11 protein-coding genes and 2 tRNA genes are annotated in these 15,737 nt (G+C 68.8%); 1 reads left to right on the top strand and 12 read right to left on the bottom strand.

Annotation, left to right across the window (positions count from 1 at the left end; genetic code table 11):
* Positions 1 to 87 precede the first annotated feature (87 nt).
* The 7 genes from QRN56_RS00860 to gyrB all read right to left on the bottom strand — a co-directional run bounded on the left by QRN56_RS00860 (position 88) and on the right by gyrB (position 8,114).
* Positions 88 to 1,290, bottom strand: coding sequence for a beta-1,3-glucanase family protein (locus QRN56_RS00860; RefSeq protein ID WP_285100570.1), 1,203 nt, complete (start codon positions 1,288 to 1,290; stop codon positions 88 to 90).
* Between the two features lie 261 nt (positions 1,291 to 1,551).
* A tRNA-Ala gene (locus QRN56_RS00855) sits at positions 1,552 to 1,624 on the bottom strand.
* Between the two features lie 11 nt (positions 1,625 to 1,635).
* The gene (locus QRN56_RS00850; RefSeq protein WP_285100569.1) at positions 1,636 to 1,755 is read right to left on the bottom strand and encodes a DLW-39 family protein; all 120 of its coding nucleotides are present in this window, start codon (positions 1,753 to 1,755) and stop codon (positions 1,636 to 1,638) included.
* Positions 1,756 to 1,790: 35 nt separating this feature from the next.
* Positions 1,791 to 1,864 (bottom strand) — tRNA-Ile (locus QRN56_RS00845).
* Positions 1,865 to 2,002: 138 nt separating this feature from the next.
* On the bottom strand, positions 2,003 to 3,253 hold the full coding sequence (locus tag QRN56_RS00840) for a DUF3566 domain-containing protein (RefSeq protein WP_285100568.1): 1,251 nt from the start codon (positions 3,251 to 3,253) through the stop codon (positions 2,003 to 2,005).
* A complete protein-coding gene (gene gyrA, locus QRN56_RS00835; protein ID WP_502928734.1) occupies positions 3,253 to 5,913 on the bottom strand; it encodes a DNA gyrase subunit A in 2,661 nt (886 codons plus the stop codon). The genes QRN56_RS00840 and gyrA overlap by 1 nt, the downstream gene beginning before the upstream one ends.
* Before the next feature lie 110 nt (positions 5,914 to 6,023).
* Positions 6,024 to 8,114, bottom strand: coding sequence for a DNA topoisomerase (ATP-hydrolyzing) subunit B (gyrB, locus tag QRN56_RS00830; RefSeq protein ID WP_285100567.1), 2,091 nt, complete (start codon positions 8,112 to 8,114; stop codon positions 6,024 to 6,026).
* A 586-nt stretch (positions 8,115 to 8,700) separates the two neighbouring features.
* Between gyrB and QRN56_RS00825 the strand changes: the two genes are divergently transcribed.
* Positions 8,701 to 9,501: a hypothetical protein gene (locus tag QRN56_RS00825; RefSeq protein WP_285100566.1), complete on the top strand. Its 801-nt coding sequence runs from the start codon at positions 8,701 to 8,703 to the stop codon at positions 9,499 to 9,501.
* A gap of 159 nt (positions 9,502 to 9,660) precedes the next feature.
* On the opposite strand, the gene QRN56_RS00820 is transcribed toward QRN56_RS00825, so the two are convergent.
* The 5 genes from QRN56_RS00820 to dnaA all read right to left on the bottom strand — a co-directional run bounded on the left by QRN56_RS00820 (position 9,661) and on the right by dnaA (position 15,702).
* Positions 9,661 to 10,176, bottom strand: coding sequence for a DciA family protein (locus QRN56_RS00820; protein WP_285100565.1), 516 nt, complete (start codon positions 10,174 to 10,176; stop codon positions 9,661 to 9,663).
* Positions 10,177 to 10,195: 19 nt separating this feature from the next.
* Positions 10,196 to 11,434 (bottom strand): DNA replication/repair protein RecF, encoded by a 1,239-nt coding sequence (recF, locus tag QRN56_RS00815; protein WP_285100564.1) that lies wholly within the window; start codon positions 11,432 to 11,434, stop codon positions 10,196 to 10,198.
* A 26-nt stretch (positions 11,435 to 11,460) separates the two neighbouring features.
* Positions 11,461 to 12,414, bottom strand: a complete 954-nt coding sequence (gene gnd / locus QRN56_RS00810) for a phosphogluconate dehydrogenase (NAD(+)-dependent, decarboxylating) (protein WP_350224547.1) — start codon at positions 12,412 to 12,414, stop codon at positions 11,461 to 11,463.
* Positions 12,415 to 12,472: 58 nt separating this feature from the next.
* A complete protein-coding gene (dnaN, locus tag QRN56_RS00805) occupies positions 12,473 to 13,606 on the bottom strand; it encodes a DNA polymerase III subunit beta (RefSeq protein ID WP_020017328.1) in 1,134 nt (377 codons plus the stop codon).
* A gap of 659 nt (positions 13,607 to 14,265) precedes the next feature.
* A complete protein-coding gene (dnaA, locus tag QRN56_RS00800) occupies positions 14,266 to 15,702 on the bottom strand; it encodes a chromosomal replication initiator protein DnaA (RefSeq protein ID WP_285100562.1) in 1,437 nt (478 codons plus the stop codon).
* Positions 15,703 to 15,737: the final 35 nt, after the last annotated feature.

Below are 15,737 nucleotides of genomic sequence, written 5' to 3'. Positions count from 1 at the left end.
AGCCCGTCTCACGGACACCAGGAGGGCCCGGCCGACACGGCCGGGCCCTCCTGTCCTGTTGTGGATGCCGCGACCAGCGTGCCGGGCTCAGCCGCCGATCGGCGTGGCGGCCCCCGCGAACGGGTCGAGCTGGATGAAAGCCTCGGTCGGGTCACCGTCGTGCACCAGCGATTCCTGCGCAACGACGTCGTCGAACGCGAACGCGTACGCCTTGCCGTCCGCCATCTGCTCGTGGATGTACTTGGCGTAGTAGTTCGTCACCGAGTCCTGGTAGAAGCCGGCCGGATCCTGGGTCGGCTGGGTGCTGCTGTCGAGCAGCGAGGACCGGTTGAACCCTGCGCACAGCGTGCGCGCGATGGCGCCGATGTCGTTGTTCGGCGCGGCCAGGTCGCCCGCGCAGCCGAAGATCGACTCGCCCGAGGGCTTCGGGAACGTGGTGACGACGGCGCCCGACGTGTCGGTGAACGTCATCGTGTCGCCCGAGACGGTCCCGAGGAACTTCTTGTCCGGCTGGTCGCCGTACGGCACGACGGTGAGGGTCTCGCTCGAGTACTTGCTCCAGACCCGGTCGACGTAGTCGGACAGGATGTTCGCGTCGATCTGGCCCGTGCCGACGCCGTGGCCGGGGGAGAGCACCCGGAGCACGGATCCGTCAGGGCCGGTCTGCGCGAGACCGTCCCAGCCGTCCTGCTGCGAGAGCGACGAGACGACGTGGTCCCAGCCGTCAGGCTTGAGCATCCCCGTATGCAGCAGCTCGCCGCTCGAGGAGCGCAGGCCCGTCTGGTACGGCGCGGAGAAGAAGTCCACCTGGGTGCTGTTGATCCACAGGCCGGAGTCGTTGAGCGTGTACTCCGTCCAGTTGAACAGGATGTCGCGGTTGGGGTCGCTCGGGTTCTGCACGGCCGGCTGCACGAGCTGCCCGTCGTTGACGATCTTGAGGTCGAGCTTGCTCCCGTAGGAGAAGTACACGCGGCCCGACAGCTTGGGCATCTGGATGGTGACGTCCTGCCCGTTCGCCGGACCCGCGATCGACGCGTCCGGCGCCGGCTCGGGGACGCTCCCGGCGTCCGGCCACGGGTGGAACGTCCCCTGGGCGTCGGCGTAGCCGAGCTGGCCGCCGGTCTCGCCCAGGACGTAGACGAACACCTGGTCACCACGACCTGAGTCGTTGGTGATGGTGAGCGGGATGGTGTCGGGTACTGCGGTGGCTGTCGGCGTGGCGACCACGGCAGCCGACAGGGCTGCTGTCACTGCGGCGGCGGTGCCGATGAGCTTCCTGGTCAGGGACACGCTGTCCTCCTCGGATCACGAGGGGCCGAACAGGTGGGTGGTGCTGCCCCTCGCGCTCGACGATATGGAAGGAGTCCTGCCATGTCAGTAGCCGGAGGCGGATCGGGGGTGAAAAAATCACCGGACCGGCCGAACGTACGGGTATCCCACAAGGCGCGCGTACGTGATCCCTCGGACGTGCGGCGCCCGACCACGGAGCGCGGGCCTGACCGACCCCGGGAACGACAAAAGCCCGGACGAATCCGGGCTTCGGTCATGGGGTGGAGCCAGGGGGACTCGAACCCCCAACCCCCTGCTTGCAAAGCAGGTGCGCTACCAATTGCGCCATGGCCCCGTGAGGGCCGCTCAGTCGATCGAGTCGGTGACCTCGGACCAGAGATCGCGGCCGGCCGCGTCCTCACTCAGCTTGCGCCAGAGGATGTAGCCGGCGCCGGCCGCCAGCAGCACTATCAGCAGCTTCTTCACGAGTTCCTCCTGAGGAGCCTCTGCAGGTCCGGGAGTGGGGCTAGGAGGACTTGAACCTCCGACCTCTTCCTTATCAGGGAAGCGCTCTAACCGTCTGAGCTATAGCCCCGGAGAGCGTTGCGCACGCTCTTGCGACACTGGAGATTACCCCAGGTAGGGACGATGTCCCAAACCGAAATGATGGTCCGCGGTGTGACGTGCGCCGAGTCGTGCGCGATGACGCACGAGAACGCTCCGGCAGCGCTGGTCAGTCGTCGGTCAGCGTCATGTGCACGCCGCCGACGAGTGCTGCCGTGATGTTGTACAGGAACGCCATGATCGTCGCGATCGCCGTCAGCAGCACGATGTTGCAGATGCTGATCAGGGTCGCCAGGGAGATGACGCGGGGGAACTCCACGAACTGCGTGAGGTTCACGTTGCTCTGCGGGCCCACGGCGTCCTCCACGAAGCTCTGCACCGTGGTGAAGACACCGAGGCTGTTGAGCACCGACCAGAACACCGCCGTGGCCACCACGGTCATGATCGCGACCGCGACGGCCAGCAGGAACGCCAGCTTCATGACGGACCACGGGTCGACCCGGGAGATCGCGAGCCGCACGCGGCGCGGGCCGGCCGGGGCCGGACGCGGCACCTCGGGCGTGGGGGCCGACGCCGGCTGTGCGGGCTGGCCCTGCGCCCCCTCGGCGGGTGTACCGACCGGAGCGGCGGTGCCGCGCACGCCGCCCGCGGTGTAGTGCATCTCGGGCCGCGGCTTGGGCTCGTTCTGAGCCGCCGTCTGCCCCTCGTCGTCAGGCATGATCGAGGACACCTTCTTCGCCGCGCTACGGGCCGCGTCGAGGGCGGCCTGGGCAGCCTTCATCGCGCCGGCCTTCACGCCGTCCGCCGCTCCCGTCGGAGCGGCCGCCGGGGCGCTCCCCGGCGTGCCGGGCGCCGGGACCCGGTTCCACGACTTCGCGTCCGGCTCAGCCGCGGGTGCGCTCTGCGACGCCGCGGTGTCGGTCTTCGTCGAGGCCCGCCCGATCGCCGAGACGAGGCCCGCGGAGTCCTTGGACCCGCCGTTCGACTCCGCGGCGGGCTTCTGCTCCTTGCCCTGCTTGCCCGCCTCGTAGGCGGACCGCCAGACCCCACCCGTGGTGGGGACGGCCGCGGCGGAGTCGTCCGCGGCGGCCGGCTTCGGCGTCTTGCTCTCCGGCGTGGGCTGGTCCGCCTTCGCCGCGGGGGAGGCGACCACGACGGGCTCGGACAGCTTCTCGCCGCCCGTGGCCTGACCGTTGCCGGCAGCGGCGCCGTTCGACGCGCTGCCGCCGTCGGCAGGCTTGTCCGCGGCCGAACCGTTCGACGCGGAGGTCGTCTCCGAGCCGGCCCCTGCCGGCTCCGCGCCGGAGGTCTCGGCCGCGGCCTTGTCCTCCGTCACGGCCTTACGGTCCCGGGTGATCTCCAGGTCCTCTTCGAGCGAAGGCGTCGCGATGCGCACGTGCCCGTTCTTGTCACTCGTCATCAGCTGTCCTCGCGTCCGGTGCTGTCCTGCTCAGGGGTGCTCGGAACTTCGTCGGGGGTCGGATTCGCTTCCACGGTAACCCGCTCGGCAGGTTCGCCGTCGGAGTTCTCGTCGGTGGCACCCACCGCATCGCCCGCGTCCTCACGCTCCGCGTTGCGCGCGACGGCGATGATCCTGTCCCCCTTGTCCGGCTTTGCGAAGGTTACCCCCTGGGTGTTCCGGCCGGTGAGGTTAACTTCCGCGACGGCCGAGCGCACGATCTTCCCGCGCTCCATGATGACCAGCACCTCGTCGTCCGCATGGGTCACGAGCGCACCCACGAGGTCGCCGCGCGCCTCCACCAGGTTGGCGACCTTGATGCCGAGGCCACCGCGGCCCTGGATCCGGTACTCCGAGATCCGGGTGCGCTTGGCGAACCCGCCCTCGGTGACGACGAACAGGTCGGCGCCGTCGATGACCACGTCGGCCGACAGCAGCTCGTCCTCCTCGCGGAACTTCATGCCGGTGACGCCGGACGTCGCGCGGCCGAGCGGACGGATCGACTCGTCGTCCGCGTGGAAGCGGATCGACTGGCCCTTGCGCGACACCAGGATGAGGTCGTCATCGGCGTTCACGAGGCGGGCCGAGACCAGCTCGTCCGCGGCGCCGTCGGCGTCCTCCCGCAGGTTGATCGCGATGAGACCGCCGGAACGCGGCGAGTTGTACTCGCTCAGGCGGGTCTTCTTCACCAGCCCGCGACGAGTGGCGAGCACCAGGTAGTCCGCGGCCTCGTAGTCGGGGATGTCGAGCACCTGGGCGATCTTCTCGCCCGGCTGGAAGGCCAGCAGGTTGGCGACGTGCTGCCCCTTCGCGTCCCGGCCGCCCTCGGGCAGCTCGTAGCCCTTGGCCCGGTAGACCCGGCCGAGGTTGGTGAAGAACAGCATCCAGTGGTGGGTCGTCGTCGTGAAGAAGTGGTCCACGATGTCGTCCTCGCGCAGCTGCGCGCCGCGCACCCCCTTGCCGCCGCGCTTCTGCGAGCGGTAGTTGTCCGTCCGCGTCCGCTTGGCGTAGCCGCCGCGCGTGATCGTGACGACCACGTCCTCCTCGGGGATGAGGTCCTCCATGGACATGTCGCCGTCGTACGGGAGGATCGTGGTGCGGCGCTCGTCGCCCCAGCGCTCGGTGACCTCGTCGAGCTCCTCGCCCACGATGGTCCGCTGACGCTCCGGCTTGGCGAGGATGTCGAGGTAGTCGTTGATCTCGGTCTGCAGCTTGGCGTGCTCGTCGAGGATCTTCTGCCGCTCGAGGGCGGCCAGACGGCGCAGCTGCATCGAGAGGATCGCGTTCGCCTGCTGCTCGTCGATGGTGAGCAGGTCCATCAGGCCGGTGCGCGCCTCGTCGACGTCGGGGGAGCGGCGGATCAGCGCGATGACCTCGTCGAGCGCGTCGAGGGCCTTGAGGTAGCCCTCGTAGATGTGGATCTGGTCCTGCGCCTCCTTGAGGAGGTACTCGGTGCGGCGGCGCACGACCTCGATCTGGTGCGTGGTCCAGTGCCGCACGAACGCGTCGATGCTGAGGGTGCGGGGCACCTCGTCGACCAGCGCAAGCATGTTCGCGCTGAAGTTCTCCTGCAGCGGCGTGTGCTTGTAGAGGTTGTTCAGCACGACCTTGGCCACGGCGTCGCGCTTGAGCACGATCACCAGGCGCTGGCCGGTGCGGCCCGACGTCTCGTCGCGGATGTCGGCGATGCCGTTGATGCGGCCGTCGTTGACGAGGTCCGCGATCTTCGACGCCAGGTTGTCCGGGTTGACCATGTACGGCAGCTCGGTGACGACCAGGCAGATCCGGTTCTGGATCTCCTCGACGCTCACCACCGCGCGCATCGTGATGGAGCCGCGGCCCGTGCGGTAGGCGTCCTCGATGCCCTTGTGGCCCAGGATCTGGGCTCCGGAGGGGAAGTCCGGGCCCTTGATGCGCTGCAGGAGCGCCTCGAGCAGCTCCTCGCGCGACGCGTCGGGGTGGGCGAGGTGCCACCGGACGCCCTCGGCCACCTCGCGCAGGTTGTGCGGCGGGATGTTGGTGGCCATGCCGACTGCGATGCCCGCCGAGCCGTTGACCAGCAGGTTCGGGATACGCGCCGGGAGGACGACGGGCTCCTGGGTGCGGCCGTCGTAGTTCGGCCTGAAGTCGACGGTGCCCTTCTCGATGTCGCGCACCATCTCCAGCGCGAGGGGCGCCATCTTGCACTCGGTGTACCGCGGGGCCGCCGCGGGGTCGTTGCCCGGCGAGCCGAAGTTGCCCTGCCCGGCGACCAGCGGGTAGCGCAGCACCCAGTCCTGCACCAGGCGCACCAGGGTGTCGTAGATCGCGGTGTCACCGTGCGGGTGGTACTTGCCCATGACGTCGCCCACGACGCGCGAGCACTTGGAGAACGCGCGGTCGGGCCGGTACCCGCCGTCGTACATCGCGTAGATGACGCGGCGGTGCACCGGCTTGAGGCCGTCCCGCACGTCGGGCAGCGCGCGGCCCACGATCACGCTCATCGCGTAGTCGAGGTACGACCGCTGCATCTCCAGCTGCAGGTCGACCTGCTCGACACGACCGTGGTGGACCGCTACGCGCGCGTCCTCCACCGGAATGCCGTCGTCGGAGTTCTCCACGCCGGGGGTCTCGTCCGTCACCGTCTGTACTTCCTTTCCACGCCGCTGGGCGTGTCACTTCGTCTCGTGGGCCACCGTCTCGACGCGGGACGCCGCAAGGCCCTCTCGGGCACTGCTGCGGCGACCCCAGGTCAGATGTCGAGGAACCGCACGTCCTTGGCGTTGCGCTGGATGAAGGTGCGGCGGGACTCGACGTCCTCGCCCATGAGCACCGAGAAGATCTCGTCGGCCGCGGCCGCGTCGTCCATGGTGACCTGCAGCAGCGTCCGGTGGTCCGGGTCCATCGTGGTGTCCCAGAGCTCGGAGTAGTCCATCTCGCCGAGACCCTTGTAGCGCTGGATGCCGTTGTCCTTGGGGATCCGCTTGCCCTGCGCGGCGCCGGCCTCCAGGAACGCGTCGCGCTCCCGGTCCGAGTACACGTAGTCGTGCGGGGCGTTGCTCCACTTGATCCGGTACAGCGGCGGCTGCGCGAGGTACACGTGGCCGTGCTCGATCAGGGGTCGCATGTACCGGAACAGCAGCGTGAGCAGCAGGGTGCAGATGTGCTGGCCGTCGACGTCGGCATCGGCCATGAGCACGATCTTGTGGTACTTCAGCTTCGAGATGTCGAAGTCCTCGCCGATGCCCGTGCCGAAGGACGTGATCAGCGCCTGGACCTCGGCGTTGGACAGCGCCTTGTCCAGGCGGGCCCGCTCGACGTTCAGGATCTTGCCGCGCAGCGGCAGGATCGCCTGGTTGTGCGGGTTGCGGCCACGCACCGCCGAGCCGCCGGCCGAGTCTCCCTCGACGATGTAGATCTCGCACTCGTCGGGGAACCGCGACTGGCAGTCCTTGAGCTTGCCCGGCATGCCGCCGCCGTTGAGGATGCCCTTGCGGCGGGTGGCCTCGCGCGCCTTGCGCGCCGCGATCCGTGCCTGCGAGGCCTGGATCGCCTTGCGGATGACGTCGCGGGCCTCGTTCGGGTGCGCGTCGAACCAGTCGACGAGCTGCTCGCGGACCACGCGCTGCACGAAGGTCTTGGCCTCCGTGTTCCCGAGCTTGGTCTTGGTCTGGCCCTCGAACTGGGGCTCGCCGAGCTTGACGGAGATGACGGCGGTCAGCCCCTCGCGGATGTCGTCACCCGTGAGGTTCTCGTCCTTCTCCTTGATGATCCCCTTGTCGCGCGCGTAGCTGTTGACCAGTGTGGTCATCGCCGCGCGGAAACCCTCCTCGTGCGTACCGCCCTCGGTGGTGGAGATCGTGTTGGCGAACGTGTGGACCGACTCGCTGTAGGCGCTGGTCCACTGGAGTGCGACCTCGACCGAGATCTTGCGCTCGGTGTCCTCGCTCTCGAACGAGATGACGTCGGGGTGGATCAGCTCCACCCGCTTCGCCGAGTTGAGGTGGTGCACGTAGTCCATGAGGCCGTCGTCGTACTTGAACGTGACGGTGCGCCAGGAGTCCGCGCCCTGGGCCGCGTCCTGGGACGTGCCCTCGGCGTCGGGCTGGCCGTCGGCTCCCGCGACCTCCTCGACGCCGTCGGCCGCCGCCTCGGGCTCCGCGCCCGTGACCTCGTCCGTCGCGGACGAGTGACCCGCCCGCTCGTCGGTGAGCGTGATCTTCAGGCCCTTGTTGAGGAAGGCGTACTGCTGGAACCGGGCACGCAGCGTCTCGAAGTCGTACTCGGTCGTCTCGAAGATCGACCCGTCGGCCCAGAACGTCTGCGTGGTTCCGGTGTGCTCGTCGGGGCCGAGCGGCTCGAGCTGCTCGACGCCGGTGATCGGGTTACCGCCGTCGGTGTACTCCTGACGCCAGTTGAACCCGTCGCGGCGTACCTCGGAGACGAACCGCGTGCTCAGCGCGTTCACCACGGACATGCCGACGCCGTGGAGGCCACCGGAGACGGCGTACCCGCCGCCGCCGAACTTGCCTCCGGCATGCAGGATCGTCATCACGACCTCAAGCGTTGGCTTGCCCTCGGTCGGGTGCATGGCGACCGGAATGCCTCGACCGTCGTCGGAGACTCGCACTCCGCCGTCGGCCAGAAGGTGCACGTCGATCTCGGTGGCGTGGCCTGCGAGGGCCTCGTCCACAGCGTTATCCACAATCTCGTACACAAGGTGGTGGAGCCCACGCTCACCGGTCGATCCGATATACATGCCCGGTCGCTTACGAACGGCCTCGAGACCTTCCAGGACTGTGATGTTCCCGGCGTCGTAGCCGCCGTCGATTCGCTCTGTCACGGGCGGGGTTGCTCCTCGTCTTTCAGGCACACGATGTGCACGACGACGGACGTACCAGCTGCTGCGCGAGCGGCTCGGACCAGGTGAGGTCCATGCCGTGCTCGGGTGCCAGGTACTGTCCGACGGCTCGTCGGTGCTCAGCGTTCCGGGCCCTCAGGACGTTCCTGGGAACCCGGCGCGGTTGACCCCCTCATACTACCTTCTGAGCGGCGAAAACCCGGGATCCTGGGGTGTTTGTAGCCACTCCTCCACAACCTTTCTCCACAGGGTGATTCCTGGGGCCCTGAAGGGGTTCCCGAACGGCCTCCGAAGCCTCGATCCGACCCTCGTCGGGGGTGCGGGCCGGGGGTCCGATCCGACCCTCGCGCGGTCGTCGTCGACGACCTCGACGACGCCGCTCCGGACGACTCGTCGAGAACGCACTCCGGCATGCGATTCCCCTTCGGTTCGTCATGTCGCCGTCTGTTGAAGGTCAGAAAATTTGCACGCAGAAGGTGACATTTCGTTGATTTGTCGTTTTCTGCTCTAATAGCGCCGACCGGTCACATGCGCGCGCACGCGCACTCTCACTTCGAAGGGCAACAGAGTGAAGAAGCTTCTCGCCGGCGGAACTCTCGCCATCCTGGCATTCGGCGGCATGATTGCCAGCGCCGCACCCGCCTCCGCACACACGCCGAGCGTCTCCGCCGACTGCGGTTTCGTGAACGTTGATCTCAAGTACTACAACGGGGCCAAGGTCACCGTCGTTATCGACGGCCAGACGGTCGAGGACACCGAGTTCTCCAACGGCTTCCAGAAGCTCTACCCGGACCTCGCGCTCGACAAGGCGCACGAGTGGACCGTCACCGTCGACGCCTATGACGGCCAGGGCGGCACGCAGTACGACTGGACGGAGTCCGGTTCGATCGGTGTCTGCCAGACGCCCCCGCCCGCCGAGGTCGTCACCCCCGTGATCCCCGAGGCCGTGGCCGGTTGCGCCGCCAGCCTGGACGACGTGGTCATCCCGGAGAGCACCGAGGCGATCACCTACACCAAGACCGAGGCCGGCATCGTCGCCACGCTCACCTCGGAGGAGTACACGTTCCCCGAGGAGCTCGGTGCCTACCAGCTCCAGGAGGACGGTTCGGCCCTGCTGCCGACCGAGCTCATCGTGATCGAGGAAGAGTGCGCCGAGCCGGAGCCCTCGCCGTCCGTCGAGCCCAGCGAGGAGGCCTCCGTGCCGCCCGCCGCCGAGCCCTCCGCCTCGCCCAGCCCCGCGGCTGAGGAGCCCGCGGAGCTCGCCGCGACCGGTGCGACCGTCGGTGGCGCCATCGCGTTCGCCGCGCTGCTCGCCATCGGTGGCGTCGCCCTGGTCTGGGCCCGCAAGCGCATGCAGCAGAACGCGTGAGCAGGTAGCTCCTGGCTGACGCTGCGGCGCAGCTGAGCGACGAAGGGCTCCCCGGCTTCGGCCGGGGAGCCCTTCGTGCGTGTACGGCCGTTCTGGACCGTGTACGAGCCGTGTGCGGAGTACTGCCGGCGGGCGCATGCCCCTGTGGACCGTGGGTCGTCAGCCCCAGGTGTCCCGGGGGCCGGGGCCGCGCACGGACCGAGGGCCGCGCCGGAATCCGGGTCCGGCCGGGCCGAGCACCGTGACCTCCTCGACGACGCCCTCCCCGATCTCCTCCGCCATGCGCCGGATCAGGGTCGGTACCAGCAGCCGGAGCTGGGTCGCCCAGGCCGTCGAGTCGGCGCGCACCACGAGAACCTTGTCCTCGAACGTCTCGGGCGTGCAGTGGTCGGCGATCTCCGAGCCCACCACCTCGCGCCAGCGGCCCACGACGCCGCCCACCGACACCTCCTCGGTCCAGCCCTTCTCGCGCAGCAGGCGGCCGACGACCGCCCCGAGTAGCTGTGGGTCCCGTGCACCGGGCCCTGAACCGCTCGACCGGGGCTCGGCCAGGGGAGACCGGCGCGAGGGGGATCCGGGCCGCAGTCCGCGGGCTCGGGCCGCGGCCTTGGCACGGTTGAGGGCGGCCCGAGCGACCTCCGACGGCGGCGTCAGAGGGGGCTCGGAGTTATCCACAGGCCCCTGTGGAGATTCGTCAGTCACGGGTCACCGTCCCGGGTTCCACGTGAAACCGTACGCCGTCCAGAGCCGGCGGGATGTCCTCCGGCACGGCCGCCGTGACGAGCACCTGACGGGCGGGGAGCACCAGGTCCGCGAGTCGTTCCCGGCGCCGGACGTCGAGCTCCGCGAACACGTCGTCGAGGATGAGCACCGGATCGGCGTCGGTGCCCAGATCGGGGTCCCAGAAAGCGGGTGAATCCGCCGAATTCTGCGGATCCCCGCCCAGCAGACGGAACGATGCGAGTCGCAGCGCGAGCGCGAAGGACCACGACTCGCCATGGCTTGCGTACCCCTTGGCGGGCAGTCCGCCGAGCGTCAGCACGAGGTCGTCCCGGTGCGGGCCGACCAGGCTGACACCGCGCTCCAGCTCCTGCGGCCGGGCCTCGACGAGGGCCTCGAGGAGCAGGTCACGGAGGCGGCCGACGTCCGAAAAGTTATCCCCAGAGGCTGTGGACAACTCCGGTGGATTGTCCGTCGAGAGGGCCGGCAGCGATGACCGGTAGGCGATCTCCGCGTCGCCGTCGGCATCACTCACCTGCTCGTACGCGGCAGCGACCGCGGGACGCAGCGCGTCCACCAGCTGCACCCGCAGGGAGAGGATCTCCGCGCCGAGCTCGGCCAGTCGTGCGTCCCACACGTCGAGCGTCGCCAGCTCGGCGGCCGCCGAGCTCTCGGACCGCGCCGAACCGCCGGAGCGTCGTGCCGACCGCGCCGACTTGAGCAGGGCCGAACGCTGCCGCAGGACCCGTTCGTAGTCGGACAGCACGGCCGACACCCGCGGCATCATCAGGACAAGAAGCTGGTCCATGAACCGCCGCCGACCGTCCGGGTCGCCCTTCACCAGGGCAAGGTCCTCGGGTGCGAAGAGCACCGTTCGCAGGATCCCCAGCACGTCCCGCGCCCGCACCGGCTGGCCCCGGTTGATCCGGGCGCGGTTCGCCTTGCCCTGGGTGATCTCCAGCTCGATCGTGCTGGCGCGGTCGCCCCGTACGATCCGCGTCCGCACCACGGCTCGCTCGGCGCCCGACCGCACCAGCGGCGCGTCCGTGGCGACCCGGTGCGAACCGAGGGTCGCGACATAGCCGATGGCCTCGACCAGGTTGGTCTTGCCGCGGCCGTTGCGCCCGACGAACGCGTTGACCCCGGGTTCGAGCTCCAGGTCGGCCGACGCGTACGACCGGAAGTCCAGCAGGGAGAGGTGGGAGACGTACATCGGTAGGAGATCGTACGTCCCGGCCGCTACTCCGCCGACTTCACCGCGTGCCCGCCGAACTGCTGGCGGAGCGCGGCCACGGCCTTCATGGCCGGCGACTGCTCCTGGCGCGAGGCGAACCGCGCGAACAGGGCGGCGGAGATCACGGGGAGCGGCACGGCGAGGTCGATGCCCTCGTCCACGGTCCACCGGCCCTCGCCGGAGTCGTCGACCCAGTCGTCCAGCAGCGCGAGCTTCGGGTCCTCCTCCAGCGCCTTGACCATGAGGTCCAGCAGCCAGGAGCGCACCACGGTGCCGCGGCTCCAGGCCCGCACCGTGCCGTGCACATCGGTGATGAGGTCGGACTTGGCCGCGAGCAGCTCGTAGCCCTCGGCGTAGGCCTGCATCAGGCCGTACTCGATGCCGTTGTGGACCATCTTGGCGTAGTGGCCGGCGCCGACGCCGCCGGCGTGCACGAAGCCCTCCTCGCGCGGTCCCTCGGGGCGCAGCGCGTCGAAGACGGGCAGCACGCTCTCCACGTCCGCGGCCGCGCCGCCGACCATCAGGCCGTACCCGTTCTCCAGGCCCCAGACGCCGCCGCTCACGCCGACGTCGAGGTAGCCGATCCCGTTCTTCGCGAGCTCCGCGGCCCGCTCCTGGTCCTCGACGTAGTGCGAGTTGCCGCCCTCGATGACGATGTCGCCCTCGGACAGGATCTCGCCCAGCTGGTCGAGCACGCCACGGGTGGGCTCACCCGCGGGAACCATCACCCAGACGACACGCTTGTCCTCGGGGAGCGCGGCGGCGAGGTCGGCGAGCGTCGCGACGTCGGACACCTCGGGACGCGGGTCGAACCCGGTGACCTCGATGCCCCCCTTGCGCAGACGGGCCCGCATGTTGTTGCCCATCTTCCCCAGGCCGACCAGGCCGATGTGGGTAACCATGTGCGTGAAATCCTCCTGGGTCGTTCGACGGGGTCGCTCGTGGCGGCCGTCCTTGATGCGAGCTGACGATGGGTTGCGGGCGTGCGCCGTCGATCAGGACGGAGCGTCGAACCCGTCAGCCGGTGAAGCGGATCGGTACCAGCAGGTACCGGTAGGCGGAGTCGTCCTCGCCGTCCAGGCTGCCCTGACCGGTGAACTCGACCGGCTTGTTCGGGTGCGTGAAGGACAGCCGGACGAAGTCCGTGCCCAGCGCGCCCAGGCCGTCGAGCAGGAACTGCGGGTTGAACGCCACCGCGATGTCCTCGCCGACCAGGACTGCCTCCAGCGCCTCGGACGCCTGCGCGTCGTCGCCCTGGCCGGCGTCGAGCACGACCTGGCCCTCGCTGAACGAGAGCCGGATCGGCGTGTTGCGCTCCGCGACCAGGCTCACGCGCTTCGCCGCCTCGATCAGCGGGGCGGTGGCGACGACGGCGTGGATGGGCGTGCTGTCCGGGAACAGGCGCCGGACGGCGGGGTAGTCGCCGTCGACGAGCTGGGAGGTGGTCTGCCGGCCGCCGGCCTCGAAGCCGACGAGGTCGAGGCCCTGGCCTGTGGACAGACCGACGTTCACGAGACCGCCGCCCGAGCCGAGCGACTTGGCGACGTCGTTGAGCGTGCGTGCCCGCACGAGCGCGACGGCGGAGAAGCCCGGCGTGGCCGGGGTCCACGTCAGCTCGCGGAGCGCGAGGCGGTAGCGGTCCGTGGACAGGAGGGTGATGCGCTCGCCCTCGATCTCGACCCGCACGCCGGTCAGCAGGGGGAGCGTGTCGTCGCGGCTGGCGGCGACGGTCACCTGGGCGACGGCGTGGGTGAACGCGTCACCCGACACGGTGCCGCTCACCTCGGGCAGCCCGGGCAGCGCCGGGTACTCGTCCACAGGCATGGTGAGGAGTGTGAATCGGCTGGCGCCACAGGTGACGATGACCTTGTTGCCCTCGAGCGCCACGTCCACAGGCTTGTTCGGCAGCGCTCGCGAGATCTCGGCGAGCAGTCGGCCGGAGACCAGCACTGTGCCCGGCTCCGCTACCTCGGCGGGGATCTCGGAGCGCGCGGAGGTCTCGTAGTCGAAGCTCGCGAGGTTGATGACGCCCTGCGCGTCGGCCTCGATCCGGACTCCGGCAAGCACCGGTGCCGGCGGGCGCGTGGGGAGCGTACGAGCGGTCCATGTCACGGCATCGGCGAGAACGTCGCGCTCGACCCTGAACTTCATGCCGTTACATCTCCTCTTGTTCCTGGGCTGTCGAGGGAAACCCTACGCGAGTTGGAGACCTCACGGCACTCGATAGGTCCTGGCTGTGGATGGACTTCTCGGAGAGTCTCGTACTAGTGTTCGAACGGGCAGTCGAAGCGCTCGACCGGCTTATGAAGGCGTGTGGATTCCCCCTGATAGATAACTGTCGTAGTAGTAGTCGGTGTTGTGGAAACTGGGGAAATCGTGTCTTTCCGCAGGTCAGAGGCCATTTCCTCCTGTGGAGGAGCTGTGGGGTGATCTGTGTATGAACTGGGGACCGCTGTGGACGGCCAGTTTTTACACACAGGCTGTCCACCGATCGGGGTCTCGTCGCCCACAGAAAACAGGCCTTCGTCCACACCCGTCCACAGGCTTGTCCCCAGGTGTGTATCGGCTGGTCAGCGCAGCGCACTAGGTTCTGCACAGGTTGTGTCCACAGCGCTGGGGACAAGCGAAGCAGAGTCAAGGGAATCAGCCGATCTTCATGTGGACAGTCCTGTGGAGGTGCGTATACGCAACACCCCTGTGCACCGGTTCGGCTGTGCACAGGGGTGTTGAAAGGTGTGGAAGTGGGATCTATGCCCGGATTTTCGGGCTGCACGAGGGTGGGGAGGACGGCACGTGTGAGGTGCGGCTCGTCAGCCGCGCTGCTGCTGCTTGATCCGGCTCGTGAGCTCGGTGACCTGGTTGTAGGTCGAGCGGCGCTCCGCCATCTGGCCGGCGATCTTCTTGTTCGCGTGCATGACCGTGGTGTGGTCACGGCCGCCGAACTGCTGGCCGATCTTGGGCAGCGACAGGTCGGTGAGCTCGCGGCAGAGGTACATGGCGATCTGCCGGGCGGTGACGAGCACGCGCGAGCGTGACGAGCCGCACAGGTCGTCGATGGTGAGGCCGAAGTAGGCAGCCGTCTGCGCGATCACGACGGCGGGGGTGATCTCCGCGGTGTCGTCGTCGTCGGTGATGAGGTCCTTGAGGACGATCTCGGCGAGTGCCAGGTCGACCTGCTGCCGGTTGAGGTTGGCGAACGCGGTGACGCGGATGAGCGCCCCCTCGAGCTCACGGATGTTCGTCGAGATCCGGGAACCGATGTAGGAGAGGACGTCGGCCGGGACGTCGAGGTGCTCGCTCGCGGCCTTCTTGCGCATGATGGCGATACGCGTCTCGAGGTCCGGAGGCTGGACGTCGGTGATGAGGCCCCACTCGAAGCGGGAGCGCAGCCGGTCCTCGAACCCGTTGAGCTGCTTGGGCGGGACGTCGGACGTGATCACGACCTGCTTGTTCGCGTTGTGGAGCGCGTTGAAGGTGTGGAAGAACTCCTCCATCGTCTGTTCCTTGCCCTGCAGGAACTGGATGTCGTCGATGAGGAGCACGTCGACGTCGCGGTACCGGCGCTGGAACGCGCCTGCCTTGCCCTCGCCGATGCTGTTGATGAAGTCGTTGGTGAACTCCTCGGAGTTCACGTACCGCACGCGGATGTGTGGATAGAGGTTGTGGACGTAGTGCCCGATGGCGTGCAGCAGGTGGGTCTTGCCCAGTCCCGAGTCGCCGTAGATGAAGAGCGGGTTGTACGCCTTGGCCGGAGCCTCGGCCACGGCGACGGCCGCGGCGTGCGCGAACCGGTTGGACGAGCCGATGACGAACGTCTCGAAGATGTACTTCGGGTTCAGCCGGGTGGGCTCGGCCGACGGCTTGGGCGCGGGCTGCGGCGCGATCGGCATCTGTGCCTGCTCGGGCTCCGGGGGCTCGTGCTCGAGGGAGAGGGCCGCCGGGCCGGAGATCTGGGACGGGCCGGCGAGCGCGCTGCTGCTCAGCTCGGGGTCCACGGTGATGCCGAAGCGGACGTCGCGCCCCAGGACCGACGACATCGCGGAGACCAGGTCGTCGCGGACCGCCGTCTCCAGATAGGTCCGCGTCTGCTCGTGGGGGACGGCGATGAAGACCATGTCGTCCAGCACTGCCATCGGCTTGGCGAGACGGATGAAGGCGAGCTGCCGGGGGCTCATGTCGGGCCGGGCCTCGAGCGCTGTCAGGGTCTGCGCCCAGACATCGCCGATGTTCTCGTCCGGGTTGGCCACTGGCTTTCCTTAGTCTCGTGCGTGGGGTGGTGCGC

It is taken from the genome of Promicromonospora sp. MEB111 (genome assembly GCF_030209445.1).
Taxonomy (GTDB): Bacteria; Actinomycetota; Actinomycetes; order Actinomycetales; family Cellulomonadaceae; genus Promicromonospora.
The sequence above is the reverse complement of the archived record's forward strand: the minus strand, read 5'-3'. Positions and strand labels throughout refer to the sequence as shown.